We start from the raw sequence: 22,807 nt of genomic DNA, 5'->3' as shown, positions 1-22,807 counted from the left end.
CGGTACGGCGACGCTCCTGCTTTCTCACAGTGCTGCGCCGCTCCTGCGCCCTCGCTGTGCTGCGCCGCTCCTGCTCCATTCCCGCGCTGCGCCGCTCCTGCTCCCTCTCCCGCTTCGCGGGAGAGGGCTGGGGTGAGGGCAGGCCGCGACGACGGAGCGAAGGACATCGCCTCACCAGTCCCACATCGCGCCGTCTTCCAGGCGCGCGATCGGCAGCTGCTTCGGCGCATACGGGTGTTTCGCCGCCAGCGCCTCGTCGATGTCGACACCGTGCCCTGGCGTGTCGCCGACGTGCAGGCGGCCGTCGCGCAGCACGTAGTCGTGCGGGAACACGGCGTCGGTCTCTTCGGTATGGAACATGTATTCCTGGATCCCGAAGTTCGGCACCCAGGTGTCGAAATGCAGCGCCGCACCCATGGTCACCGGAGAGAGATCGGTGGCCCCGTGGAAGCCGGTACGGACCTGGTACAGCGCTGCGAAGTCGGCCAGCCGGCGCACGTGGCTGATGCCGCCGCCGTGCACGATGGTGGTGCGGATGTAGTCGATCAGCTGGCGCTCGATCAGGTGCTTGCAGTCCCAGATCGAATTGAAGACTTCCCCCACCGCCAGCGCGGTGACCGAGTGCTGGCGGATCAGCTCGAACGCCTGCTGGTTCTCGGCCGGGGTGGCGTCCTCCAGCCAGAACAGCCGGTACGGCTCCAGATCGCGCGCCAGTCGCGCCGCCTCGATCGGAGTGAGGCGGTGGTGCACATCGTGCAGCAGCTCGACCTGGTTGCCGTGATCGGCGCGCAGGCGCTCGAACAGCTTCGGCGCGGTCTCCAGATAGCGCGGCGTGTTCCACACGGTCTCGGCCGGCAGCTCGCTCTCGGCCGGCTCATAGGCCTTGCCGCTGGAAATGCCGTAGGCCTTCTTCACCCCGGGCACGCCGCACTGCGCGCGCACCGCCAGGAAGCCCTGCTCGATGAACCTGCCGACCGCATCGCTGGCCTCGTCGATGTCGCGGCCGTTGGCGTGGCCGTAGACCAGCGCGCCCTCGCGCGAGCGCCCGCCCAGCAGCCGGTACAGCGGCAGCCCGGCCATCTTGCCGAGGATGTCCCACAGCGCCACGTCGACCGCGGCAATCGCGGTCATGGTCACCGGGCCGCGCCGCCAGTACGCGCCGCGGTGCAGGAACTGCCAGGCGTCCTCGATGCGGCCGGCGTCGCGGCCGATCAGGTTGGGCACCACGTGGTCCTGCAGGTAGCTGGCCACCGCCAGTTCGCGGCCGTTGAGGGTGGCATCGCCCACGCCGTACACCCCGGAACGGGTGACGATCTTCAGCGTCACGAAGTTGCGCCCGGGGCTGGTGACGATCACCCGGGCCTCGACGATCTCGCGCTCGCGCGCGGAACCCTCGGGTGCGGTCAGGGGTGCGGTGGAAGTCGGGTCGGTCATGGCTGGTGCTGCTGCTCGGTTCAGAGGGTCCGCTGTCGCTATGGCTGGCGCTGCTGCTCGGCTCGGAGGGTCCGTCTCGGTTTTGCGCTGTGTCGCTATTCGTCGATCGAGGTCTCGAACGGCCCAGCCGGCAGGCCGGCGCCGTCGAACATGTTGAGCAGGGGGCTGTCGGCCCAGCCGTAGCGCACCCGCGTCGCGGCTGGCGCGCCGCGCAGCACCACCTCTTGGCCGTTGATCGACGCCTGTGCCCAGCGGCAGGTCTCCGGTGCCGGACCGCACAGCTCGAAGCCGAGCGGGCCCTCGGCCCCGTAGGCGAGCAGCTCGCCGTCGACGTCGTCGAACGCCACCGTCACGGTCTCCCCTTCGCGGCGCACCGATCGCGGCACCGGCCCGCTCGGCGCCAGCCGCTCGCCGTAGACCACGTGGCGCGCCGCGCGCGCCAGACGCCGGCCGAGTTCCTGCTTGTTCGGCGGATGCAGGTCGTAGCGGTCGCCGATGTCGATGGTCACCGCCAGGCCGGTGCCGGTGTCCTCGTCGGCGACGCGCCGCTGCGCTTCGCGCAGCTCGGCCCAGCCGCTCTCCGCCGGGTGCGCCTTCGGCATGCCGTAGCCGGCCAGCTGCACCACCAGCAGCGGCAGGCCCTCGCCGAAGCGGTCGCGCCAGTCGGCGCGCAGCGTACGCAGCTGGTCGGCGTAGCGCTCCGCCTCGAGGGTGTTGGACTCGCCCTGGTACCAGAGCATCCCGCGCAGGCCGTAGCGACCGAGCGGCGCGATCATGCCGTTGTACAGCGTCGACATGCCCGCCGCGGACTGCCACGGCGCCGGCGGCGGCCAGTCGCTGCCGGACTCGACGCGGTAGCGCCAACCCTGCAGCGGCACGCGCGAGCCGTCCGCCAGGCGCAGATACTGCGCCGACGCCGGCCCGCCGAGGCCGCCGGCACGGTAGGTATCGAGCGCGTTCACCACCACGGTGTTGTCGCCCGCCTGCAGCAGCCCCGTCGGCAGCGGGTATTCGCGCGCGCCGCCCGGGTCGTAGGCGCTGCCGACGCCGCGGCCATTCACCCAGGTCATGTCGGTCTCGTCGACCGGGCCGAGCACCAGCACCGCGTCCTGCGCCGCCTGTGCGGCGTCCAGGCGCGCGCTGGCGCGATACCAGACCATGCCGTCGTGCTCGGCCAGTTCGGCCACGCCCCACTGCTCCCACGGGCCGAGCTCGGGCGGTGCCGGGCGCCAGTCGCGGCCGGGCGCGTAGTCGGCTCGCCAGGGTTCGTCGCCGGCGGCCGCGCCTTCGCGGCCGCGCCACCACTGCCCCCAGAGCTCGCCCCAGCGCGCGCCTGCGGCAACCGGATCCGCGGCGTACTGCCGCAGCGCCGCCAGCTCGTCCTCGTGCCCGCCGGCCGCGCGCAGCGCCGCGCCGCTGGTCCACGCCTGGATCCGCGAACCACCCCAGGCGGCGCTGACCAGCCCCATCGGCACGTCGATGCTCCGCTGCAGTTCGCGGGCGAAGAAGTAGCAGGCGGCAGAGAAGTCGCGCACCGCGTCGGCGTCCACCGGGCGCCAGCGCACCGGTTCGGCGAAATCGTCCTGCGGCAGCGCGGCACCCGCCTTGGGCACGGTGAGCAGGCGGATGCGATCGTTGCCGGCGTCGGCCAGTTCGGCGCGGGCGTCGAGCGCGCGCCACACCTGCAGCTCCATGTTGGACTGGCCCGCGCACAGCCACACGTCGCCGACCAGCACGTCCTCGACGCGCTGCACCCGTTCGCCGGCGCGCGCGGTGAGCGCGTGCGGCCCTCCGGCCCGCAGCGCCGGCAGCCGCGCTTCCCAGCGGCCGTCGTTGTCGGCGCGCGCACGGGCGCGGCGCCCTGCGAACTCCACCTGCACCTGCTGGCCGGGCGGCGCACTCCCGTACAGGCGCAGCGGCTGGCCGCGCTGCAGCACCGCGTGGTCCTGGAACATCGGGTGCAGCAGCGGCGCCGGCGCGTCGGATCCACCGGACGCCTCCTGCGCACTGGCGGCCGCGGCCGCGGTCAGCGCCAGCGCGGCCAGCAGCAGCGCCGGGGCGGCGCCACGAGTCCGCCGGAGCGACGCGACGACGCTCATCGTCCGTCGCCCGGCGCGTGCGGGAATTCCTGCCCCTGGTAGTGCTCCAGCGGCTGCGGCGGTGGTGCGTGGCCCTCGGGCAGCGGCCGCTGCGCGAAGGTCTGGAAGTAGGCGATGCTGGCATCGCGCCACCACTGCGCCTCCTGCGCCTGGATCGCCAGGAACGCCGCCACCTGCGCGTGCCGCTCGGCGTCGACCTGGCCGGCCAGGCCGGCCCAGGTGGCGCGCATCTCGCGCACGGCTGCCACGCCGCGGTCGTAGCGATGCACCAGTTCGTCCCACAGCGGCCGCCCCGAGCGCGCCGGATGATCCCAGGGCACGTGATGGAACCAGAGCAGGAAGTCCTCGGGCACCCGCGCCAGGTCGCCGAACTCGCGCGCCACCGGCGGCGCGTACTGCGACACCGCGTCGCTGCCGCTGGCGGTGCGGTCGAAACCGATGCCGTCGCGGGTGGCGCGGTGGAAGTACACCGAGGTCCAGTCCGCGCGCGGACCACCCTCGACCCAGGGGCCGGGGCCGTAGTGGTGCCCGCGGCCCATCAGGTGATGCAGGCCGAGCGGGGTCATGTAGTCGACCGCCGCCTGATGCGAGTCCATCATCATGTCGACCACCGGGCCGACGAAATCCGGATCCCTAGAGAAGGTCATCCGCACCCACTCGCCGGCGATGTCGCGCGCCGAGGCGTGCGGATCCCAGGCCAGGCGCCCGTAGGCGTACCAGTTGGCCTGGTCGAAGTGCGAGCCGCTCCAGTTGCGGTCGGTGCCGATGTTGGCCACGCCGGCGATCCCGGTCAGCGCATGGCCGTGCAGCGAGCCGTCGATCACCTTCGCCACCGTCGAGCCCTCGCCCTCGGCATGGGTGTCGGCGCGCAACACCTCTTCCCACATCGGCCCCAGGTAGACCAGGTGGGTGGCGAAGCCGAGGTACTCCTTGGTGACCTGGAATTCCATCATCAACGGGGTCTGCGGCATCGCCCCGAACAGCGGGTGGAACGGCTCGCGCGGCTGGAAGTCGATCGCGCCGTTCTTCACCTGCACCAGCACGTTGTCGGCGAACTCGCCGTCGTGCGGGACGAACTCGGTGTAGGCCTGCTTGGCGCGGTCGTCGGGCTCCTCGTCGGAGTAGACGAAGGCGCGCCACATCGCGATGCCGTCGTGCGGCGCGAGCGCTTCGGCCAGCATGTTGGCGCCGTCGGCGTGGCTGCGGCCGTAGTCCTGCGGCCCGGGCTGCCCCTCCGAGTTGGCCTTGACCAGGAAGCCGCCGAAGTCGGGGATGCGGGCGTAGATCTCGTCGGCCTTGGCGCGCCACCAGCGCCGCACCGCCGGGTCCAGCGGGTCGGCCGTCTCGAGCCCGCCGATCTCCACCGGCGCGCTGAAGCGCGCGCTCAGGTAGACGCGGATGCCCCAGGGGCGGAACACCTCGGCCAGCGCCGCCACCTTCTCCAGGTACATCGGGGTGAGCACCATGGCGTTGGCGTTGACGTTGTTGAGCACGGTGCCGTTGATGCCGATGGAGGCATTGGCGCGGGCGTAGTCGGTGTAGCGGGGATCGACCCAGCCGGGCAGGCGGTGCCAGTCCCAGATCGACTGGCCGGCGTAACCCCGCTCGACGTGGCGGTCGAGGTTGTCCCAGTGGTTGAGCACGCGCAGCCGCACCTCTGGCGCCGAGCGCAGATCCAGCGCGTCCACCGGTTCCCCGGTCTGCAGCAGGCGCAGGTAGTGGAACGCGCCGTAGAGCGCGCCGATGTCGTCGTTGGCGACGATCGCCGTGGCGGCGTGGCCGTCGATCTCGACGCTGCGGATCAGGTAGCCCTCGCGGCCCAGGCCTTCCAGCGCCGGCCGCAGCTGCGCCAGCGCGGGCGTCGAATCGGGAGTGCCGACCAACAGCGCACCGGGCCGGCCGACCGCGTCGGCCAGCGGCGGTGCCGTGCCCTGCAGCCCGCCGAGTCCGCGCAGCAGCTCCTGGCGAGTGGCCGCCTGGGTCGGGGTGCCGGCGGCCGCGACCAGGCCGGTCACCGGCGCCGGGGTGCCCTGCGCCTGCTCCGCCAGCGGCGGGTAGCGCAGCCACAGCGCATGGCCATCTTCGGCGGCCAGCGGGGTCGCCCAGGCCGCGGCCAGCGCCAGCAGCGCCGCGAGCGCGCCGCGTTGCCACCAGGCGGTGCGGTGGAGCGCCGATGTCGCGATCCGCGACGCGTACGTTCTGTGCATTCTCCCTCCCGTCCGGCTCCCGGAGACGACGCTCTGCGGCGCGTTTTCCCGGTATCCGAGTAGAATGTTATCGGTAACATGGAGGGCCGGCGCTGTCCAGCCCGGGCGGTCCCGGGTGCTATCTTCCACCCTGCAGGAGGCGCGCCCGGGGATGTGGCGGCCGCCGCGGCCGACCCGGAGGAGCGAGTTTGGGCAACGTTACGAAGACGGTCCGCCGCAAGGGCCGGGCGTCCACGATCCACGAGGTGGCGTCGCTCGCCAAGGTCTCGCCGATGACCGTCTCGCGCGTGGTCAACGGCTCGGGCAATGTCCGCGACGCCACCCGCGAGCGGGTGATGCGCGCGGTGCGCGAACTCGGCTATACCCCGAACCTGGCGGCGCGCTCGCTGGCCGGAGCCCAGGGCACCCGGATCGCGCTGATCCACACCAACCCGAGCGCGGCGTACCTCAGCGAGCTGCTGGTCGGCGCGCTGCGCGGCACCGCGCGCTGCGCCGCGCAGCTGGTGGTCGACTCGTGGGACGGCCTGGACGCCAGGGCCGAGCGCAAGGCCGCGCGCGCACTGGCCAAGAGCGTGGCGGGGGTGATCCTGCCGCCGCCGCTGTGCGAGTCCAATGCGGTGATCTCGGAGCTGACGGCGGCCAAGGTGCCGGTGGTGGCGATCGCCTCCGGACGCGCCAGCGACGACATCTCGCGGGTGCGCATCGACGACTTCCGCGCCAGCCGGGAGATCACCGCCTACCTGATCGCCCGCGGCCATACCCGCATCGGCTACATCGAGGGCAATCCCAACCAGAGCGCCAGCGCGCGGCGCTACGAGGGCTATCAGGCAGCGCTGCAGGACGCCGGCATTTCCCTGGAGCCGGGCCTGGTGCAGCACGGCCTGTTCACCTACCGCTCCGGGCTGGAAGCGGCCGAGAAACTGCTGGGCCGCCGCCGCGTGCCCACCGCCATCTTCGCCAGCAACGACGACATGGCCGCCGCGGCGGTCTCGGTGGCGCACCGCCGCCACCTGGAAGTCCCCGGCGACCTGTCGGTGGTCGGCTTCGACGACACCTCCGCAGCGACCACGGTCTGGCCGGAACTCACCACGGTGCGCCAGCCGATCGCGTCGATGGCCGATTCGGCGATCGGCATCCTGATGCGCAGCATCCGCCACAAGGATCGCGACACCCGCGTGGTCGTCGACCACGTCGTCGCGCATCTGCTGGTGGAGCGCGACTCGGTTTCGCCGCCGGGGGAATCCCAGGACTGAGGGGGCGGCTCCCGCTGCCGACCGGCCGCGGCGCCGACACGCGTAGACCTGACCCGGTCCGGCCGCAGCCGGCCACACCGGGAATCGCCGCCGACCCGGCCGGAGACTCCCGCGGCCGTCGCGGCCATGGGCCGCTCCTACAGAAAGCCGCCGCGACGGCAATCGCGGCCATGGGGCCCCTGCAGGGGGAAGCCGGACGGATCCGGCATCTGCAGGAGCGTCCCATGGTCGCGAAACCCGAAACTCCCGGGCCGCTGCCCGCGCTCAGCGCACCAGATACTGGTTGAGCAGGTTCTCGTAGCGCTCCTGGCGGCCGCTGCGCCGCTGCGGCTCGCCCAGCTCGCCGGACTTGGCCGCCAGCGCCGCCAGATCCAGGCCGCCCTCGGCGAAGGCCTTGCCCGGGCCGTCGTCGAAGCTCGCGTAGCGCTCCGCGCGCCAACGCTCGAGCGGCGAATCGGCGAGCAGCGCATGCGCCACCTCCAACCCGCGTGCGAACGCGTCCATGCCGCCGATGTGGGCCTCGAACAGGTCCTCGGCCTCGATGGACTCGCGCCGCACCTTGGCGTCGAAGTTCAATCCGCCCGGCGCCAGCCCGCCCTGCCGCAGCACCACCAGCATCGCCCCGACGGTGTCGTACAGGTCGGTCGGGAACTGGTCCGTGTCCCAGCCGTTCTGCGGGTTGCCGCGGTTGGCGTCGATGCTGCCGAGCAGGCCGTGGTCGGAGGCGACCTGCAGGTCGTGCTCGAAGGTGTGCCCGGACAGGGTGGCGTGATTGGCCTCGATGTTGAGCTTGAAGTCGCCGGCCAGTCCGTGGCGCTGCAGGAAGCCCGCCACGGTGGCGCTGTCGAAGTCGTACTGATGCTTCATCGGCTCCATCGGCTTGGGCTCGATCAGGAAGTTGCCGGTGAAGCCGATGCTGCGGCCGTAGTCGCGCGCCATGGTCAGGAACCGCGCGAAGTGCTCCAGCTCGCGGCCCATGTCGGTATTGAGCAGGCTGGCGTAGCCCTCGCGCCCGCCCCAGAACACGTAGTTCTCGCCGCCGAGTTCCACGGTGGCGTCGAGCGCCGCCTTCACCTGCACCGCGGCGCGCGCCACTACCGCGAAGTCCGGGTTGGTGGCCGCGCCGTTCATGTAGCGCGGGTGCGAGAACAGGTTGGCGGTGCCCCACAGCAGCTTGACGCCGGTGGCCTGCTGGCGCTGCTTCGCCGCCGCCACCATGTGCGCGAGGTTGTCGCGGTACTCGCCGATGTCGTCGGCGTCGGGCGCCAGGTCGACGTCGTGGAAACAGTAGTAGGGCACGTCGAGCTTGGTGAAGAACTCGAACGCCGCATCCAGCTTGGCCTCGGCGCGAGCCAACGCGGTCTCGCCGCGGTCCCAGCCGAACGCACGGGTGCCGGGGCCGAAGGGATCGTGGCCGGCATTGCAGAAGCTGTGCCAGTAGCAGACCGCGAAGCGCAGGTGCTCGCGCATGGTGCGGGTGCCGATGGTGCGCGCGGCGTCGTAGTGCTTGAACGCCAGCGGGTTGTCGGAACCCGCGCCCTCGTAGGGGATGCTGCCGATGCCGGGGAAGTGCTCGCGGGAGCCGGTGAAAGGTGTGCTCATGGAGGAATGCCGGTAGTGGGAGTGGAATGGTGCGTGTCCGGGACCGCGGGCCCCGGAGGCTCAGCCGGAGCCGGGCGGGCCGATCTCGTGGAGCAGGCGCGCGGCCTGCAGATGGCGCAGGAACTTCGCGTACGGCTCGCGGTAGGCCTCGACCGCGGCGGGATCGGGCCGTGCCGACAGCGCGGGATCGACCTGCACGTGTTCGCGCGAGATCGCGGCGATGCCGGGGCCGTCCGCACCGGCGCCGAGCGCCCACAGCGCCTGCAGCGCGGCGCCGAAGGCGGCGCCTTCGGCCTGTACCGGCACGTCGACGGGCAGCCCGAACACGTCCGCTACCATCTGCCGCCACGCCGGGCTGCGGCCGCCGCCGCCGGTCACCCGGATCGCGTCGAAGCCCAGCCCCGCCGCCAGCAGCGCGTCGTAGCCGTTGCGCAGGCTGTAGGTGGCGCCTTCCATCGCCGCGCGATAGGCATTGCCGCGGGTCAGGTTGGACAGGTCCATGCCGGCCAGCGAGGCGCGCGCGTGCGGCAGGTCGGGGGTGCGCTCGCCGTTGAAGAACGGCAGCATCACCAGGCCGCCGGCGCCGGGGGCGGTGCCTTCCATGGCCGCATCGCCGTCGCGCGCGTCGAAGCCGAGCAGGCGCGCCACCTGCTCGGTCGCCAGGGTGCAGTTCATGGTGCAGACCAGCGGCAGCCAGCCGCCGGTGGAATCGCAGAACGCCGCCCAGCCGGCGCCGGCGTCCACCACCGGCTCGCGCGCATGGGCGAACAGCGTGCCGGAGGTGCCCAGGCTCATGCTGAGCACGCCCGGCTCGACGTTGCCGGTGCCGATCGCCGCCATCATGTTGTCGCCGCCGCCGGCCGAGATGCGCACGCCACGCGGCAGGCCGAGCTCGGCGGCGATGCCCGGCGCGATCGGGAAGCTGGCGTCGGCCGCCACCAGCGGCGGCAGGCAGGCGCCGAGATCGCGCTCCGGATCGGTGGCGGCCAGCAGCTCCGGCGACCAGCGCCGCGTGCGCACGTCGAGCCAGCCGGTGCCGGAGGCGTCGCCGCACTCCATCCACTGCTCGCCGGTGAGCCAGAAGTTGACGTAGTCGTGGGGCAGCAGGATGGAAGCGAGCCGGGCGTACGCCTCGGGCCGGTGCCGGCGCGTCCATGGCAGCTTGGAAGCGGTGTAGCCGGCGAGGATGGGATTGCCCGCCAGCGCCACGCAGCGGTCCGCCCCGCCGGCCGCGGCCATGATCTCGTCGCATTCGCGCTGGCTGCTGGTGTCGCACCACAGCTTCACCGGCGCCAGCACTTCGCCGTTCGCGTCCAGCGGCACGAAGCCGTGCTGTTGCCCGGACACGCCGATCGCCGCCACCCGCGCGCGCGCGTCGGGCGCGAGCCGGGCGAAGCAGGCGCGGATCGCGTCCAGCCACCACGTCGCGTGCTGTTCGCGGCTGCCGTCGTCGCCGGCGACCAGCTCCAGCGGCCGGCCGTGGGTGGCGACGATGCGGCGCTGCTGCGGGTCGTAGGCCACCAGCTTGACGCCCTGGGTGCCGACGTCCAGGCCGACGACGAGGCTCACCGGCCACCCCCGCGTTGGAAGGTAGCGCTAACAAAAACAGCGGCAGGAAGATCTCGCCGCAGCGTCGGGGGGGAGGGGGATCGCATGGGCACCTGAGTCGGGAGGAACCCGAAAACTGTAACCGCGGTTGCCGGGAAGCCCTTGCTGCAGTGCAAAAAACGCCGTGCTGTCCGGGCCCTGGCGCCCGGCCGCGGTCTCCGATGCGCTAGACTACGGCGCGGTCCGCGCGCGGCCGGCGGGCGCGGGAGCGCGGCGGCCGAAGCGGTCCCGTTCGCGCGCCGTAGCGGCTCCGCGACCCTCCGCAGGGCCGCCGGAACACCGCGCCGGCGCGCCCGAACCCGACCGGCAACCCGATATACTCCGCCGTTTAGCTGTGGCCCGGTGGCCACGCGCCAAAGGTACCCACGTGCGCAACTACGATCTCGATTTCCTGAAGAAGTTCTCGCTGGTGATCCTGTTCCTGATGCTGGTCACCGCGGGACTGATCGGCCTGGCCGCCTGGCTGCACCGGTCGATCCCGGCCGACGTGCCCGAGTCCGCGGTGCAGCGCCAGCTCGACCGCATCGCCCCGGTCGGCGACGTCTATGCCGGCTCCACCGGCGCCGCGGCGGCCGCAGCGGCCACGGCGGCGGCCGAGGCGGCGGCGGCGTCGCAGGTCGCCTACGGCGGCACCCTGGACGGCGCGGTGATCTACGACAACCTCTGCGCCGGCTGCCACACCAGCGGTGCCGGCGGCGCTCCGACCCTGGTGCAGGCGCAGTGGACTGCGCGCATCGCCCAGGGCGAGGACACCCTGTACCGGCACGCGATCGAGGGGTTCACCGGCGCGACCGGGGTGATGCCGCCGCGCGGCGGCAACCCGGCGCTCAGCGACGAGCAGGTGGTGGCCTCGGTCGACTGGATGCTCGACAACCTGCAGTAAGCTCTGTCGGGCCTGCCTCGCGACGCCGCCTCCGGGCGGCGTCTTCGTTTGCGCGCCCCCGCCCGCCGGAGACCGTGATGCGCCCTTGCTCCCCCCCGTCCACCGCCCTGCGCGCCGTCCCGGTTGCGCTGGCCGCTCTGCTCGCCGCCTGCAGCCCGTCCCCGCACCCCGACACCGCGGTGGTGGCCATCGGCGCGGTGCAGGGCGATGCGGCGCGCAGCCCGCTCGAGGGCCGCGAGGTGGTGGTCGAGGGGGTGGTCACCGCCGACTTCAGCCGCCAGCTCGACGGCTGGTTCCTGCAGGACGGCGGCGACGGCGACCCGGCGACGTCCGATGCGCTGTTCGTCTCCGCCGAGAACGCCTTCGCGGTGCGCGCCGGCGACCGGGTGCGGGTGCGCGGCCGGGTCTTCGAGCACGGCGAGGGCGAGGCCACCCTCACCGCGCTGCGGCCGCTGGCGCTCGAGCCGCTGGGCCGCGGCGAGGCCGCGGCGGCGGTCCTCGACGCCGCCCCGGCGGACTGGGAGCGCTACGAAGGCATGCACGTGCGCATCGCCGCGCCGCTGACGGTCAGCGGCCATCGCGACCTCGCCCGCCGCGGGGTGCTGCTGGCGGCGTTCGACGGCCGCCTGCCGGCGCCGACCGAGGCGGCGGCGCCCGGTCCCGCGGCCGCCGCGGTCGCCGCCGACAACGCCCGCCGCACCCTGCTGCTCGACGACGGCCGCGGCGACGAGGATCCGCCGGCGATCTGGTACCTGCCCGACGACGCGCAGGCACCGCGCGCCGGCAGCACGATCGACGGCGCCGAGGGCATCGTGGACCAGCGCTGGGGCCGCTACCGGCTGCAGCTGACCGCGCCCGTGCAGCTGCAGGCCGCGCCGCGCCCGGGGCCGCCGCGGGTGGCCGGCGACGTCCGCATCGCCACGCTCAACCTCGAGAACCTGTTCAACGGCGACGGCCGCGGCGGCGGCTTTCCCACCGAGCGCGGCGCCGGGTCGTCGGAACAGCTGGCGGCGCAGCTGGAGCGGCTGGCGGCAACCATGGCCGCGCTGGATCCGGACGTGGTGGCGCTGGCCGAACTGGAGAACGACGGCTACGCAGCCACCTCGAGCATCGCCCAGCTGGTCGCCGCACTGAACCGCGATGGCGCCGACTGGCGCTTCGCCGACGCCGGCCGGGGACCGGGCACAGACGCGATCCGGGTCGGGCTGGTCCACCGCGCCAGCCGGGTGCGCGCCCTCGGCGCGCCGGCGACCCTCGACGGCGGGCCGTTCGGCCAGCGCAGCCGCAGCCCGCTGGCGCAGGCCTACGTGCCGGTCGCGGGCAGCGCCGATGCCGGGCCGGCTTTCGTGGTGGTCGCCAACCACTTCAAGTCCAAGGGCTGCGGCGAGGCCGGCGGCGCCGACCGCGACCAGGGCGACGGCCAGGGCTGCTGGAATGCCCTGCGCAGCGATTCGGCACGCCGGCTGATGCGCTGGCTGGCGGAGGATCCGACCGGTTCTGGCAGCGATTTGATTGCGATCGTCGGCGATCTGAACGCCTACGCACAGGAAGACCCGATCAGGATCCTGCGCGAGGCAGGCTGGCACGATGCCCTCGGCGACGCCGGGACGCACTACACCTACCTCCACGAAGGCCAGGCCGGGCGCCTCGACCATGCGCTGCTGAGCCCGGCCCTGGCGGCGCGGCTGGCAGGCGCGGCAATCTGGCACAACAACGCCGACGAACCGCAGAACGTCGGCTATCGTGCCGCCAACGGGCGTCCGCAGGACGGCGCACCATGGCGCAGCTCCGATCACGATCCGGTGCTGGTCGGGCTGCGCCTGCGCACACCGTGAACGCGCCAACCCCTATCATCGCCGGCATGGAGACCCCGCGCTTTCCGTCGCAGTCCGCCGCCCTCGTCCTGCCCGGCCCGGCCGGCGCGCTGGAGGTGGCGGTGGACCTGCCCGAAGAGGACGTCGCCGCGCGGCCACTGGTCGCCATCGTCTGCCATCCGCTGCCCACCGAGGGCGGCACCATGCACAACAAGGTGGTGACGATGGCCGGCCGCGCGCTGCGCGAGCTGGGCGCCACCACGGTCCGCTTCAACTTCCGCGGCACGGGGCAGTCGGAAGGCGAGTTCGACGGCGGCGAGGGCGAGCTCGACGACCTGCGCGCGGTCGCCGCCTGGGTGCGCGCCGAACGCCCCGAGCACGCGCTGTGGCTGGCAGGCTTCAGCTTCGGCGCCTACGTGTCGCTGCGCGCCGCCGCCGGGCTGCAGCCGGGGATGCTGATCTCGATCGCGCCGCCGGCCGGGCGCTGGGACTTCGACGAGATCGAGCTGCCGGCCTGCCCGTGGCTGGTGATCCAGGGCGAGGCCGACGAGATCGTCGATCCGCAGGCGGTCTACGACTGGCTGGAGAGCGCCAAGGCCCAGGCCGAACTGGTGCGCATGCCCGACACCAGCCACTTCTTCCACCGCAAGCTGATGGACCTGCGCGGCGCGATCAAGAACGGCGTGCGCCAGTACCTGCCCGCCGCGGATGGCTGAACCGGCGACGGCGCCGTCGGAGGTCTACGCCGCCGGGATCGCCCGCGGCGACTGGCAGGACGACCCGGCGCAGCGCGCGGTCCTGCGCGAGCTCGACCGCATCCATGACGCGCTGGCCCAGGCCCCCGCCCGCGGAGGGCTGCTGGGGCGGCTGTTCGGCAGCGGCGGCGACGCCGTGCCGGGGCTCTATCTCTGGGGCGGCGTGGGGCGCGGCAAGACCTTCCTGATCGACCTGTTCTTCCGCGGCCTGCCGCTGCGCGATCTCAAGCCCGAGGCGCTGGAAGGCGCCGCCGGCGGCAGCGAGGGCAAGCGCCGCACCCATTTCCATCGCTTCATGCGCGAGGTGCACGCGGCGCTGCGCGTCCACAGCGGCGAGCGCGACCCGCTGGCGGCGATCGTGCACGGCTGGCGCGCGGCCGGGCTGCGGGTGCTGGTGCTGGACGAGTTCTTCGTCAGCGACATCGGCGATGCGATGCTGCTGGCACGGCTGCTGGAGCGGATGTTCGCCGAGCGGATGGTGCTGGTCACCAGTTCCAACACGCCGCCCTCGGAGCTCTATCGGGACGGCCTGCAGCGGGTGCGGTTCCTGCCCGCCATCGCCCTCATCGAGCGGCACTGCACGGTGCTGCGCATGGACAGCGACATCGACTACCGGCTGCGCGCGCTGACCCGCTCGCCGGTCTACCGCACGCCGCTCGACGACGAGGCCGACGCCTGGCTGCGGCGGCGCTGGCAGGAGCTGGGCGGCGACGACGGTCACCGCGACGCCGGCATCGAGGTGGAGGGCCGGCGCATCGCCGTGCGCGCGCGCGGCCCGGGCATGGCCTGGTTCGACTTCGACGCGCTGTGCGAGGGGCCGCGCGGCGCCAGCGACTACATCGAGATCGCGCGCGAGTTCCACACCGTGCTGCTCGGCGGCGTGCCGGTGCTGGACGCCACCCGCGACGACGCGGCGCGGCGCTTCGTCACCCTGGTCGACGAGCTGTACGACCGCCAGGTCAACCTGGTCTGCACCGCCGCCGCCGCACCGCCGGACCTGTATGTCGGCGAGCGCCTGGCCGGCGCATTCGAACGCACCGCCTCGCGCCTGATCGAGATGCGCAGCGCCGAGTACCTGGCGCGCGAGCACCGCGGCTGAGCGGCACCGAGGCGCGGCTCCGGCTCCGCAACCCGGGTTCCGGTCCGGCATCGCAGCGCGGCGCCCATCCGCCCCCTCGTCCGGCGGCGCGGACCGCCGCCGTGGACGGCCTCATCGCAATGGGCGAAGCGCCCCGCGTACCGCCGCCAGGTAGGCGCTGCCGAACAGGTTGAGGTGGTTGAGCAGGTGGTAGAGGTTGTAGAGCGGCGCACGCCCGCGCCAACCCTGGTCGACAGCGGCAGCCTCGTGGTAGGCGGCGAAGAACGGCTCCGGCGGCTCGCCGAACAGCGTCAGCATCGCCAGCTCGGCTTCGGCCCAGCCGAAGTGCACCGCGCCGGCGTCGATCAGCGCCAGCTCGCCGTCGCCGCAGGCGTGCAGGTTGCCGCTCCACAGGTCGCCGTGCAGCAGCGCGGGCGGCTGCGCGGGGACGCGCGCGGGCAGTCCGGCGCACAGGCGCTCGATGCTGGCCACGTCGCCGGCCCCGAGGCGGCCGGCATCCAGCGCGCGCCGCGCCTGCGGCAGCAGCCGGCACTCGGCGAAGAAGCGCCAGCCATCGTCCATCGGGGTGTTGGCCTGCGCACTGTCGCCGCACCAGCCGTCGCGGTCGAGGCCGAACCGGTCGCCGATGCGGGCGTGCTGCCGCGCCAGCGCGGCCCCGGCGCGTTCCCACGCGGAGCGATCGGGACGTCCGCGACCGAGGTCGGCGACGACCAGCGCATCCTCGGCCACCGCCGCCACGTCCGGCACGCGCAAGGCGTGTGCGTCGCGCAGCAGCGCGAGCCCGTGCGCCTCCACCGCGAAGAAGCCGGGCGGCGCGGCGCACCGGCGCTTGGCGACCACGGCGCGTCCGTCGGCCAGCCGCAGCCGGTGCACCCCATCGCCGAGCGCGTCCAGCCGGGCTCGCAACGTCATTTCCATGCCCCGATTCTCCCGCACCCGCCGCGCGTGCGCGCTTGTGCCGATCACCGCACCCGCGGGGCGGCGCTCGCGGATCAGCGACGCAGCGCGCGATAGTCGCGCGGCGGCACGCCGACGGTCGCCTTGAACTGCCGCGCGAACGCGCTCTGGTCCGAGAATCCGCAGGCCTGGCCGATGTCGGCGATGCTGGCGTCGGTGTGCAGCAGGCGCATCGCCGCCTCGATGCGCAGCTTGGTCAGCATCTGCTGCGGGGTCAGCTGGAACACGCGCTTGAACAGCCGCTCCAGCTGCGCCACCGAGACTTCCGCGATCGCGGCCAGGGCCTGCACGCGCAGCGGCTCGCCGTAGTGCGCCTGCATGGTCTCGACCGCACGCTGCAGGCGGCCGAAGGCGGAATCGCGGCTGTCGGGCTGCCCCAGGTCGCGAGAGATGCCGATCAGGCTCCGCCTGCCGCCGGCGAGCGGGCGCTTGAAGGTGAGGCACCATCCGGGAGTGCGATTCGGATAGAGGTGGACCTCGAGCTGGTTCTCGATGATCTCGCCGTCCAGCACCCGACGGTCCTGCACGACGTAGGCGCCGCCCAGGCGCGGAGGAAAGACCTGCAGCGCGGTCTTTCCGACGACCTCGGAACGGTCCTTCATGCCCAGCCGCCGGACCAGGGTGAGGTTGACGTGGGTGTACCTGCCCTCGTGATCCTTGAGGAAGAACACCACGTCCGGCAGCGCGTCGAAGATGGCCTGCAGCTCGCCGGGAGGGATCGTGACGTCGATGGCGGCGATGCTCCTGGGCCGGGAAGGATTTCGTGACGCGGCATGCGGGACGGGCCGCCGCGTCCGGGGCGGCGGCCAGGCCCCGCCGGTCGCTGCCGATTGTGCATATTTCCGCATCCCGCACACGGAGAACCTGCTAGTCGCCCGGCGGCCGCGGCGGGAAGATGGGGCATGCGGCAGATCGACGTCATCGATTCTCACACCGCGGGCGAACCGACCCGCGTGGTGCTGTCGGGCTTTCCGGAGCTCGGCGACGGCAGCCTGGCGGAGCGCCGCGACCGGTTCCGCAGCCGGTTCGACCGCTGGCGCAGCGCGCTCGTCTGCGAGCCGCGCGGCTCGGACACGCTGGTCGGGGCGCTGCTGCAGCGGCCGACCGACCCGGGCTGCTGCACCGGGGCCATCTTCTTCAACAACGTCGGCTACCTGGGCATGTGCGGGCACGGCACCATCGGCGTGGTGCGCACGCTCGCCCACCTGGGCAGGATCGCGCCCGGCGGGCACCGGATCGAAACGCCGGTGGGCGTGGTCGGCGTCGAGCTCCACGCCGACGGCCGGGTCTCGGTGGAGAACGTCGAAAGCTACCGTTGCGCGACCGGCGTCGCCGTGGAGGTGCCGGGCTACGGCACGGTCGCCGGCGACGTCGCCTGGGGCGGCAACTGGTTCTTCCTCACCGAGCAGTCGCCGGTGGCGCTGGAACTGGCCAACGCGCCGGCGCTGACCGCCTACACGCTGGCGATCCGGCACGCGATCGATGCCGCCGGCATCGGCGGCGACGCCGGCGCCGCGATCGACCACATCGAGATCGGCGGCACCGCACCGGACGGGTCGGGAGCGGCGCGCAACTTCGTGCTGTGCCCGGGCGGCGCGTACGATCGCTCGCCCTGCGGGACCGGCACCTGCGCCAAGCTCGCCTGCCTGGCCGCGGACGGGCGCCTGGCAGAGGGCGAGACCTGGGTGCAGCAGGGCATCCTCGGCAGCGCCTTCGAGGCCAGCTACCGCAGGGGCGGGCGCGGCGTGCTGCCGCGCGTCACCGGACGCGCCTGGATCACCGCGCGGTCGCAGATCCTGCTCGATCCGGAGGATCCCTTCGCCTGGGGCGTCGACACGCGCCGCGAGTGCGGATGAGCGGCTTCGATCTGATCGTCGTCGGTGCCGGCATCGTCGGCGCGAGCTGTGCGGACCTGGCTGCGGGCCACGGCCTGCGCGTGGCCATCGTCGAGGCCGGCACGGTCGGCGGCGGCGCCACGGCGGCGTCGATGGGACACCTGGTGGCGCTGGACGAGGATCCGGCCGAACTCGCGCTGAGCCGGTATTCGCTGCGCTTGTGGGACGCGTTCGAGACGCTGCCCGAGGCGGAGTTCGACCGCTGCGGCACGCTGTGGGTGGCGGCGACCGAGTCCGAACTGTGCGCGATCCCGGCCAAGATCGCGCGCCTGGCCGCAGCGGGGATCGTGGCGGAGCCCCTGGATGCCTGGGACCTGTATGCGCTGGAGCCGCAGCTGGCGCCGGGGCTGGCCGGCGGCGTGCTGGTGGAGCGCGAGGCCGTGGTGTATCCGCCGCGGATCGCACGCTGGCTGGTCGAGCGCAGCACCGGCGCCGGCGCCGCGCTGTTCCATGGACGGCGCGCAGTCCGACTGGTCGCCGGCGGCGTGCAGCTCGACGACGGCACGGTGCTGCGCGGGCCGGTCCTGGTGGCCACCGGCTGCGACGTCTCCACGCTGCTTCCGGAGCTGCCGAGCGAGGTGCGCCGCGGGCACCTGGTGGTCACCGACCGCCATCCCGGGCTGGTCCGCCACCAGATCCTCGAGTTCGGCTATGCCGAGAGCGCGCACGGCAGCGCCGCGTGCAGCGTCGCGTTCAACGTGCAGCCGCGGCCGACCGGGCAGCTGCTGATCGGCTCCTCGCGCGAGCGCGGCCGCCGCGAGCGCGAGGTCGACCCGGCGGTCCTGGCGCGCATGCTGCGGCGCGCGTTCGCGTATCTGCCGGCGCTGCGCGGGCTGCAGGCGATCCGCGCCTGGACCGGCCTGCGCCCGTGCACCCCGGACGGGCGCCCCTGCATCGGCGCAGTGCCGGGGCGCTCGCAGGTCTGGGTGGCCACGGGGCACGAGGGTCTCGGCGTCACCACCGCCACCGGCTCCGCGCACCTGCTGCTCGACCTGCTGCTGGGCCGCACCCCTGCAATCGATCCGGGTCCATACGACCCGGCGCGGATGCTGGCGTGAGGCCTTCGCCGGACGGGGTGCGGCTGGTCGTCGACGGGCGTGCGCTGGTGGTCCTCGAAGGGAGCAGCGTCGCCGCCGCCATCGCTGCCGCGGGTGGGGGATTCCGCCGCTCCTGCAGCGGCCAGCCGCGGGCGCCGGTGTGCGGCATCGGGGTCTGCTTCGAATGCCGGGTCGAGATCGACGGCCGCCCGCAGCAGCGCGCCTGCATGATCCGCGCGCGCGAGGGGATGGAGGTGGTCACCGATGGCTGAGCCGCGCCTGCGCTGCGACGTCGCCGTGGTCGGCGCCGGCCCGGCCGGACTGGCCGCCGCACGCGCGGCCGCGGCGCTTGGCGCCGCCGTGCTGGTCCTGGACGCGCAGCCCGCGGTCGGCGGCCAGGTCTGGCGCGAGGACGCGCTCCACGGCCTGCCGGCGCGGGCGGCGTCCGCGCGGTCCGCGCTGCAGGCCCTCGGGGTGCGGGTGCTGACGCAGGCGGAAGTGGTCGGCTGCGCCGGGAACCGGCTGTTCGTCCACGCCGCGCAGGCGGCGGTCGCCATCGACTACGACGCACTGGTGCTGGCCACCGGCGCCCGCGAGCTGCTGCTGCCGTTCCCCGGCTGGACCCTGCCCGGCGTGACCGGCGCGGGCGGAGCGCAGGCGCTGGCCAAGCAGGGCTGGCCGCTGCGCGGCCTGCGCGCGGTGGTGGCCGGCAGCGGGCCGCTGCTGCTCGCCTCGGCGGCCACCCTGCGACGCCACGGCGCCCGCGTCGTAAGCATCCACGAGCAGGCACCGGCCGCGGCCGTGTCCGGGTTCGCGCTCGGCCTGTGGCGCTGGCCCGGCAAGGCGGCGCAGGCGCTGCAGCTGCGCGCGGGCCTGTGGCGCAGCCGCTACCTCGCCGGCAGCCACGTGCTGCGCGCCCTCGGCGACGAGCGCCTCGAGGCCGTGGAAGTGCGCTGCGGCGCGCGCAGCAGGACGATCGCGTGCGACCTGCTGGCCTGCGGGTACGGCCTGGTGCCGAACGTGGAGCTGGCACAGGCGCTCGGCTGCGCGCTCGACGGCGCGCCGCACCCGCAGGTGCGCGTGGACGGGCTGCAGCGCAGCAGCGTGGACGGCGTGTTCGCGGCCGGCGAAGCCTGCGGCGTGGGCGGCGTCGATTGCGCCGCGCTCGAGGGCCGGATCGCCGGACTGGCGGCGGCCGGCGACGCCGCCGGCGCGGGCGCGCTCAGCCCGCGCCGGGAGCGCGCACGCCGCTTCGCCGCTTCGCTGCAGCGCCATTTCGCCCTGCACGACGGGCTGCGCCGCCTCGCCGCGCCCGACACCCTGGTCTGCCGCTGCGAAGACGTGCCGCTGGCGGCGCTGGACGGCTGCGCCGGCGCGCGCGAGGCCAGGCTCGCCGCGCGCTGCGGGATGGGCGCGTGCCAGGGCCGGATCTGCGGCACCGCGCTGGCGGAAATGGGCCGCTTCCCGCGCGACGGGTTGCGGTCGCCGATCTTCCCCGTTCCCCTGGAGGTGCTGGCGCGCTTCGGCGATGCGCCGCCTCCGGATCCACCGATAGGAGTCACGACATGAGCAAGTCCATGTGGCAGGGCGTCATCCCTGCGATCACCACGCCGTTCGCGGAGGACGGCGCGGTGGACCACGCCTTTCTCGCCCGCCACGCCCTCTGGCAGGTCGAGGCCGGCTGTACCGGCGTGGTGCCGTTCGGTTCTCTGGGCGAGGGCGCCACGCTCTCGTTCGCGGAGAAGATCGCGATCGTGCGCACCCTGGTGGCGGCGCTCGGCGACCGCGCGCCGGTGATCCCGGGGATCGCGGCGCTGGCCACCGACGAGGCGGTGCGGCTGGCGCGGGCGTGCGAGGCCGAGGGCGCCCGCGGGCTGATGGTGCTGCCGCCGTACGCCTACTCCACCGACTGGCGCGAGATGGGCGCGCACGTGCGCGCGGTGGTCGCCGCCACCGGGCTGCCGGTGCTGCTCTACAACAATCCGCTTGCCTACCGGACCGATTTCGCCCCGGAGCAGATCGTCGACCTGGCGGCGGAGTTCCCGCAGATCGAGGCGGTGAAGGAGTCGTCCGGGGATCTGCGCCGCTTCGCCGCGATCCAGGCGCTCGCCGGCGACCGGCTGGTGCTGATGACCGGCATCGACGACGCGATCGTCGAGGGGATCGCGATGGGCGCGACCGGCTGGATCGCCGGCCAGGTCAACGCCTACCCGGCCGAGTCGGTGGCGCTGTTCGAGCGCGCGCGCGCCGGCGGCTACGCCGCGGCGAAGGACCTGTACGACTGGTTCCTGCCGATCCTGCGCCTGGATACCGGGCCGAAGTTCGTGCAGCTGATCAAGCTGACCCAGCAGTGCGTGGGCTGGGGCAGCGAGCGCGTGCGGGCTCCGCGGCTGGTGCTGGACGGCGCCGAGCGCGCGGCGGCGCTGCAGGTGATCGAGCACGCGATCGCGACCCGTCCGGGGACCGCGCGATGAGCGGCCTGCGACAGGTGCTGGTGGCGGGCGGGTGGCGCGACGCGGCCGAGCCGGTGGGCAGCTTCCGCGCCCGCAACCCGGCCACGGGCGAAGAGATCGGGCCGGCGTTCCCGGTCAGCGGCCGCGACGAGATCGCGATCGCGGCGGAAGCGGCGGAAGCGGCGGCGCCGGAACTGGCCGCCGCCGCGCCGGCGCGCGTGGCCGCCTTCCTGGAAGCCTACGCCGCCGGCATCGAGGCCGACGCGGAGCGGCTGGCGGCGCTGGCGCATGCGGAGACCGCGCTGCCGGCGGTGCCGCGCCTGCGCGAGATCGAGCTTCCGCGCACCACCGGTCAGCTGCGCCAGGCCGCGCGCGCGGCGCGCGAGGCCAGCTGGAGCCACCCGGTGATCGACACCGCGGCCGGGCTGCGCGCGGCCTACGGCCCGCTGGGCAGGCCGGTGGTGGTGTTCGGGCCGAACAACTTCCCGTTCGCCTTCAACGCGGTGGCCGGGAGCGATTTCGCCTCGGCGATCGCCGCACGCAACCCGGTGCTGGCCAAGGTTCATCCGCTGCATCCGGCCACCAGCGAGGCGCTGGCGCGGATCGCGCACGACGCGCTGCTGGAAGCCGGCCTGCCGGCGGCCACGCTGCAGGTGCTCTACCACGTCGAGCCCGACGCCGGGCTGGAGCTGGTCGGCCGGCGCGGGATCGGCGCGGTCGCGTTCACCGGCAGCCGCGCCGGCGGACTGCACCTGAAGGCGGCTGCGGACGCGGCCGGGGTGCCGTTCTACGCCGAGATGTCCAGCATCAATCCGGTCTTCCTGCTCGAAGGCGCGCTCGCCGAGCGCGGCGGCGCCCTGGCCGAGGCGTACTTCGCCTCCTGCACGATGGGCAGCGGCCAGTTCTGCACCAACCCCGGCCTGGTGGTGGTGCCGCGCGGCGCGGCGGGCGACGCGTTCGTGGCCGCCGCCACGGAACGCTTCGACGCCGCCCCGGCGCAGGCGCTGTTCTCCGGGCAGGGGCGCGACGGCCTCCATGCCGCCGTCGGCGCGCTGCTGGAAGCGGGCGCGGAACTTCTCGCCGGCGCCGCGGACCCGGAACGCGCCGGCTTCTGGGTCGGCCCGAAGCTGTTGTCGGTGGACGGCGGTACGTTCCTGGCCGATGCCGCGCGCAGGCTGCAGGGCGAGGCCTTCGGGCCGGCCGGCCTGCTGGTGCGCAGCGACGACGCGGCGCAGGCGCGGGCGATCGCCCGGGCGCTCGAGGGCAGCCTGACCGCGACCCTCTACCGCGCCGGCGACGGGCGCGACGACGCGGAGGCCGCGGCGCTGGTGGCGCTGCTCCGGCCGCGCGTCGGCCGGCTGATCGTCGACCGCATGCCGACCGGGGTGGCGGTCAGCCCGGCGATGAACCACGGCGGCCCGTTTCCGGCGGCCAGCCATGCGGGCTTCACCGCGGTCGGCATGCCGGGCGCGATCCGCCGCTTCGCCGCGCTGCACAGCTACGACCACGTGCCCGATGCACTGCTGCCCGACCCGCTGCGCGACGGCAACCCGCTGCGCCTGTGGCGACTGGTCGACGGCACCTGGACGCAAGCGGCCATCGCCTGCTGAGGCCGCCGCGGAGCGCGCCGGACGGGCGCCTGGCGGGCACGCGCCGCCCCGGCCACTTATGCCCGGGCCCCACATTCGCGTTGACGGAATCTGGCGACCCA

At 73.9% G+C, this 22,807-nt stretch carries 18 protein-coding genes; 11 read left to right on the top strand and 7 right to left on the bottom strand.

Translation table 11 applies throughout. The annotated features are described in order from the left end of the window. Positions 1-171: 171 nt before the first annotated feature. The 3 genes from manD to H0E84_RS01805 form a co-directional block, all read right to left on the bottom strand. Complete coding sequence (manD, locus tag H0E84_RS01815) at positions 172-1,434, bottom strand: D-mannonate dehydratase ManD (RefSeq protein ID WP_180676913.1); 1,263 nt, start codon at positions 1,432-1,434, stop codon at positions 172-174. Between the two features lie 95 nt (positions 1,435-1,529). Beyond that, entirely contained in the window at positions 1,530-3,533 is a 2,004-nt protein-coding gene (locus H0E84_RS01810; RefSeq protein WP_180676912.1) for a sialate O-acetylesterase, read from the bottom strand. After that, positions 3,530-5,740, bottom strand: coding sequence for an alpha-glucuronidase family glycosyl hydrolase (locus H0E84_RS01805; protein ID WP_180676911.1), 2,211 nt, complete (start codon positions 5,738-5,740; stop codon positions 3,530-3,532). The genes H0E84_RS01810 and H0E84_RS01805 overlap by 4 nt, the downstream gene beginning before the upstream one ends. A 272-nt stretch (positions 5,741-6,012) precedes the next feature. Here H0E84_RS01805 and H0E84_RS01800 point away from each other — a divergent pair, with 272 nt between their 5' ends. Next, positions 6,013-6,993: a LacI family DNA-binding transcriptional regulator gene (locus H0E84_RS01800; protein WP_425600446.1), complete on the top strand. Its 981-nt coding sequence runs from the start codon at positions 6,013-6,015 to the stop codon at positions 6,991-6,993. Positions 6,994-7,257: 264 nt separating this feature from the next. On the opposite strand, the gene xylA is transcribed toward H0E84_RS01800, so the two are convergent. Continuing rightward, positions 7,258-8,595 (bottom strand): xylose isomerase, encoded by a 1,338-nt coding sequence (gene xylA / locus H0E84_RS01795; protein ID WP_180676909.1) that lies wholly within the window; start codon positions 8,593-8,595, stop codon positions 7,258-7,260. A gap of 60 nt (positions 8,596-8,655) precedes the next feature. After that, positions 8,656-10,164 (bottom strand): xylulokinase, encoded by a 1,509-nt coding sequence (xylB, locus tag H0E84_RS01790; protein WP_180676908.1) that lies wholly within the window; start codon positions 10,162-10,164, stop codon positions 8,656-8,658. 406 nt (positions 10,165-10,570) lie between these two features. On the opposite strand from xylB, the gene H0E84_RS01785 reads away from it, so the two are divergent. The 4 genes from H0E84_RS01785 to zapE all read left to right on the top strand — a co-directional run bounded on the left by H0E84_RS01785 (position 10,571) and on the right by zapE (position 14,754). Beyond that, on the top strand, positions 10,571-11,086 hold the full coding sequence (locus tag H0E84_RS01785) for a c-type cytochrome (RefSeq protein ID WP_180676907.1): 516 nt from the start codon (positions 10,571-10,573) through the stop codon (positions 11,084-11,086). A 77-nt stretch (positions 11,087-11,163) separates the two neighbouring features. After that, positions 11,164-12,921, top strand: coding sequence for an ExeM/NucH family extracellular endonuclease (locus H0E84_RS01780; protein ID WP_180676906.1), 1,758 nt, complete (start codon positions 11,164-11,166; stop codon positions 12,919-12,921). 26 nt (positions 12,922-12,947) lie between these two features. Continuing rightward, positions 12,948-13,616, top strand: coding sequence for an alpha/beta hydrolase (locus H0E84_RS01775; protein WP_180676905.1), 669 nt, complete (start codon positions 12,948-12,950; stop codon positions 13,614-13,616). Then, on the top strand, positions 13,609-14,754 hold the full coding sequence (gene zapE / locus H0E84_RS01770; RefSeq protein WP_180676904.1) for a cell division protein ZapE: 1,146 nt from the start codon (positions 13,609-13,611) through the stop codon (positions 14,752-14,754). Before H0E84_RS01775 ends, zapE begins: the two co-directional genes overlap by 8 nt. A gap of 111 nt (positions 14,755-14,865) precedes the next feature. Here the strand turns inward: zapE and H0E84_RS01765 are convergent, their stop codons facing one another. Further along, entirely contained in the window at positions 14,866-15,672 is an 807-nt protein-coding gene (locus H0E84_RS01765; RefSeq protein WP_180676903.1) for a fructosamine kinase family protein, read from the bottom strand. A gap of 74 nt (positions 15,673-15,746) precedes the next feature. Next, a complete protein-coding gene (locus H0E84_RS01760; RefSeq protein ID WP_180676925.1) occupies positions 15,747-16,451 on the bottom strand; it encodes a helix-turn-helix domain-containing protein in 705 nt (234 codons plus the stop codon). Between the two features lie 162 nt (positions 16,452-16,613). Between H0E84_RS01760 and H0E84_RS01755 the strand changes: the two genes are divergently transcribed. Genes H0E84_RS01755 through H0E84_RS01730 form a run of 6 tightly spaced genes read left to right on the top strand, consistent with a single transcriptional unit; the run spans position 16,614 to position 22,706 of the window. Further along, positions 16,614-17,567 carry a proline racemase family protein gene (locus H0E84_RS01755; RefSeq protein ID WP_180676902.1) on the top strand — a complete coding sequence of 318 codons (954 nt, stop codon included), beginning with the start codon at positions 16,614-16,616 and terminating at the stop codon, positions 17,565-17,567. Further along, positions 17,564-18,664 carry an NAD(P)/FAD-dependent oxidoreductase gene (locus tag H0E84_RS01750; protein ID WP_180676901.1) on the top strand — a complete coding sequence of 367 codons (1,101 nt, stop codon included), beginning with the start codon at positions 17,564-17,566 and terminating at the stop codon, positions 18,662-18,664. The genes H0E84_RS01755 and H0E84_RS01750 overlap by 4 nt, the downstream gene beginning before the upstream one ends. After that, the gene (locus tag H0E84_RS01745; protein ID WP_345776252.1) at positions 18,661-18,915 is read left to right on the top strand and encodes a (2Fe-2S)-binding protein; all 255 of its coding nucleotides are present in this window, start codon (positions 18,661-18,663) and stop codon (positions 18,913-18,915) included. The genes H0E84_RS01750 and H0E84_RS01745 overlap by 4 nt, the downstream gene beginning before the upstream one ends. After that, positions 18,908-20,212, top strand: a complete 1,305-nt coding sequence (locus H0E84_RS01740; protein ID WP_180676900.1) for an NAD(P)/FAD-dependent oxidoreductase — start codon at positions 18,908-18,910, stop codon at positions 20,210-20,212. The genes H0E84_RS01745 and H0E84_RS01740 overlap by 8 nt, the downstream gene beginning before the upstream one ends. Then, positions 20,209-21,117 (top strand): dihydrodipicolinate synthase family protein, encoded by a 909-nt coding sequence (locus H0E84_RS01735; protein WP_180676899.1) that lies wholly within the window; start codon positions 20,209-20,211, stop codon positions 21,115-21,117. Before H0E84_RS01740 ends, H0E84_RS01735 begins: the two co-directional genes overlap by 4 nt. Continuing rightward, positions 21,114-22,706 carry an aldehyde dehydrogenase family protein gene (locus tag H0E84_RS01730; protein WP_180676898.1) on the top strand — a complete coding sequence of 531 codons (1,593 nt, stop codon included), beginning with the start codon at positions 21,114-21,116 and terminating at the stop codon, positions 22,704-22,706. Before H0E84_RS01735 ends, H0E84_RS01730 begins: the two co-directional genes overlap by 4 nt. The last annotated feature ends 101 nt before the right edge of the window (positions 22,707-22,807 follow it).

Origin of the sequence: Luteimonas salinisoli, from assembly GCF_013425525.1 — a bacterium.
GTDB lineage: Bacteria > Pseudomonadota > Gammaproteobacteria > Xanthomonadales > Xanthomonadaceae > Luteimonas > Luteimonas salinisoli.
This window is presented reverse-complemented; position numbering and strand designations above follow the sequence as displayed.

Coding starts and splice junctions, on each gene's coding strand:
- H0E84_RS01780 (WP_180676906.1), top strand. CDS start 11,164: ATGCGCCCTTGCTCCCCCCCGTCCACCGCCCTGCGCGCCGTCCCGGTT.
- manD (WP_180676913.1), bottom strand. CDS start 1,434: ATGACCGACCCGACTTCCACCGCACCCCTGACCGCACCCGAGGGTTCC.
- xylA (WP_180676909.1), bottom strand. CDS start 8,595: ATGAGCACACCTTTCACCGGCTCCCGCGAGCACTTCCCCGGCATCGGC.
- H0E84_RS01730 (WP_180676898.1), top strand. CDS start 21,114: ATGAGCGGCCTGCGACAGGTGCTGGTGGCGGGCGGGTGGCGCGACGCG.
- zapE (WP_180676904.1), top strand. CDS start 13,609: ATGGCTGAACCGGCGACGGCGCCGTCGGAGGTCTACGCCGCCGGGATC.
- H0E84_RS01740 (WP_180676900.1), top strand. CDS start 18,908: ATGGCTGAGCCGCGCCTGCGCTGCGACGTCGCCGTGGTCGGCGCCGGC.
- H0E84_RS01800 (WP_425600446.1), top strand. CDS start 6,013: ATGACCGTCTCGCGCGTGGTCAACGGCTCGGGCAATGTCCGCGACGCC.
- H0E84_RS01805 (WP_180676911.1), bottom strand. CDS start 5,740: ATGCACAGAACGTACGCGTCGCGGATCGCGACATCGGCGCTCCACCGC.
- H0E84_RS01765 (WP_180676903.1), bottom strand. CDS start 15,672: ATGGAAATGACGTTGCGAGCCCGGCTGGACGCGCTCGGCGATGGGGTG.
- H0E84_RS01755 (WP_180676902.1), top strand. CDS start 16,614: ATGCGGCAGATCGACGTCATCGATTCTCACACCGCGGGCGAACCGACC.
- H0E84_RS01810 (WP_180676912.1), bottom strand. CDS start 3,533: ATGAGCGTCGTCGCGTCGCTCCGGCGGACTCGTGGCGCCGCCCCGGCG.
- H0E84_RS01775 (WP_180676905.1), top strand. CDS start 12,948: ATGGAGACCCCGCGCTTTCCGTCGCAGTCCGCCGCCCTCGTCCTGCCC.
- H0E84_RS01735 (WP_180676899.1), top strand. CDS start 20,209: ATGAGCAAGTCCATGTGGCAGGGCGTCATCCCTGCGATCACCACGCCG.
- H0E84_RS01750 (WP_180676901.1), top strand. CDS start 17,564: ATGAGCGGCTTCGATCTGATCGTCGTCGGTGCCGGCATCGTCGGCGCG.